Below are 2,200 nucleotides of genomic sequence, written 5' to 3'. Positions count from 1 at the left end.
AGCCGGGGGCCGTGTCCTCGGCTGCGCCTGCGGGCCGCACCACCCCCCGGCTCCGACCATTGACAGTCCCGCTCAGGGCCGTGGGTCGGGCTTCGCCCTCTCCACTCTGTTCCGCCGAATACATGCGTATCCGGCAGACCAGATTGCCGAGGCGCAGCCCATCGGCGGAGGCGGGGAAAAGACAACCCGCGCCGCCCTCACCACAAAGGGGCCTGCGGCCCGAGACGCGAGATTGAGTTATGTCCAAGATCGAAAAAATCGACCAGCCCGCCACCAGCGCGACCGGCCTTGTCAGCATGCAGTTCATCGGGCGCATCTGCGACGCCCGCACTGCGGCGCTGGCGCAGTATGAGGCGGCGGCCCGGGCTCTCGCCGCCACCTTCGCCGAGGTCCGGGCGGCGGGGGATGTCGCCGGGGTCGCCCATGGCGGCCACGGTTGCGCCCGCCACTCCACCCGGGAAACGAAGGGCATGGCCCTGCTCTTTGGCGAGGACTTCGATCCCGCCGCCAGCATCACCGCAGCACGGCGCGACCTGGACGCGCGGATCTGGACCCGGCTGCTTGAGGAAACCGGGCTGCGCTCGATGATGGACCTGCAGGAGCGCCGGGCTTTCGACACCAGCCTTTGCGGCGACGACGTGCCCGAGGCGACGATAGAGAATGTCACCGCCACCTTCCAACGGCTCTGCGCCGATGCGGAGACGATCTTCCTGCGTGGCCTTGCCCGCGCCTTTTCCTCGCTCGACCGCCGGTTCAAGAGCCATGATGGGTTCAAGGTGGGCTCGCGCATCATCCTCGACCGGCTGATGAGCGACATGGGGACATGGAACCATCGTTCCGATGTCGAAGGCGCGCTGATCGACATCGAGCGCATCTTTGCGATGTTCGACGGCGAACAGCCCTCGCCGGGCGGCCTGCGCCGCGCCATCGAGGCCAACCGGGGCTGGGGCGCACGCCAGTCCGAGACCGAGACGCGCTACTTTAAGGTGCGGATTTTCAAGAACGGCAATGCTCACCTCTGGATGCAGCGCCCGGATCTGGTGCAGAAAGTGAACCTGAAGCTTGCCGCCTACTATGGCGACGCTCTGGCGGACGCCGCTCCCGCCGATTGCGGCCCGGACATCTTCAAGACGCGCAGCAACGTCCCGGCGAAGGATCTGGCCTTCTATCCGACGCCGGCTGCGGTCGCCGAGGTGGCGCTGAAGGAGCTGTATTGCCGGTCGGGAATGCGGGTTCTCGAACCCTCGGCCGGCGTCGGCAATCTCGTCTGGCCGCTGCTCGACAAGGGGGCGCTGGTCGATGCGATCGAGATCCACCCCGACCGCGCCGCCGCTCTGCAGGGTCGCCAGCGTCCCGGCCTGACCGTCAAATGCGCCAACTTCCTCTCGATGCCGCCGCAGGAGATCTACGACGCCGTGGTGATGAACCCGCCCTTCGCCGGCACGCATTACATGGATCATGTGATGCAAGCCTGGGCCTTCCTGAAGCCGGGCGGAAAGTTGGTGGCGATCCTGCCGGCCTCGGCATCCGTGAACGAGACGCCGAAGCACGAGAAGTTCCGCGCCTGGGCGGCGAAGGTGAACCGTGACCGCTGGAGCCGCGTGTTCACCGATCTTCCCGCCGAGAGCTTCCGCGAGGTGGGCGTGAACATCAACACGGTCGTCATGACGCTGAGCAAATAGGTCGACGGCCCGCCGCCTTCACGCGGCGGGCCGCTCCACACGCCTGCGTCGGTTCACTTCCTGCAAACCCGCTTCAGGAAGGCCGCGCGGTCCCCTTCCGAGAAGCTGTCCCAGAGCGCCATGAAGAGGCGCTTTTTTGCATTGCGGATGAGAGGTCCGGCCTCGAGCTTCGGCAGGCAGGCCCGGAAACACGCCTCCAGCTCGACAGACGAGGCGGCCTCGGCCCAGATTGCGGCTTCGCCTTGCGCATCCACGAACGCCGGCGCAGGAGCGCCTCCGCTCAGATCATCGAGCGCGGCCGCGAGGATCAGCACCGCGTCGCGACGGTCGCAATGGGCGATGGCGCTGCCAAGATTTCTCACCGCTTCCACCCGCTGCCTTATCGCCTCTGTTCCGCCATCCATCACCCTGCCCTCCGAGAAAATTGGCGCTGACCTGCATGGACGCCTCTTCGGCGCACATGCTGGTCTGCCGCGTGGCGAACGTGGGGGGTGCGGCGCCGGGCTTGGCGGGCCGGA

Annotated in this window: 2 protein-coding genes; one reads left to right on the top strand and one right to left on the bottom strand. The window is 67.1% G+C overall.

Annotated features, from left to right (window positions below; genetic code table 11):
• The first annotated feature begins 239 nt into the window (after positions 1-239).
• Positions 240-1,682, top strand: a complete 1,443-nt coding sequence (locus tag C5F48_RS23335) for a DUF4942 domain-containing protein (protein ID WP_107666074.1) — start codon at positions 240-242, stop codon at positions 1,680-1,682.
• 53 nt (positions 1,683-1,735) lie between these two features.
• On the opposite strand, the gene C5F48_RS23330 is transcribed toward C5F48_RS23335, so the two are convergent.
• Positions 1,736-2,089 carry a hypothetical protein gene (locus C5F48_RS23330; protein WP_146170739.1) on the bottom strand — a complete coding sequence of 118 codons (354 nt, stop codon included), beginning with the start codon at positions 2,087-2,089 and terminating at the stop codon, positions 1,736-1,738.
• Positions 2,090-2,200 lie beyond the last annotated feature (111 nt).

The organism is Cereibacter changlensis JA139 (assembly GCF_003034985.1).
Classification (GTDB): Bacteria; Pseudomonadota; Alphaproteobacteria; order Rhodobacterales; family Rhodobacteraceae; genus Cereibacter; species Cereibacter changlensis.
This window is presented reverse-complemented; position numbering and strand designations above follow the sequence as displayed.

Excerpts from the sequence above, each read along its gene's own strand:
- C5F48_RS23335 (WP_107666074.1), top strand. The coding sequence starts at position 240 with ATGTCCAAGATCGAAAAAATCGACCAGCCCGCCACCAGCGCGACCGGC.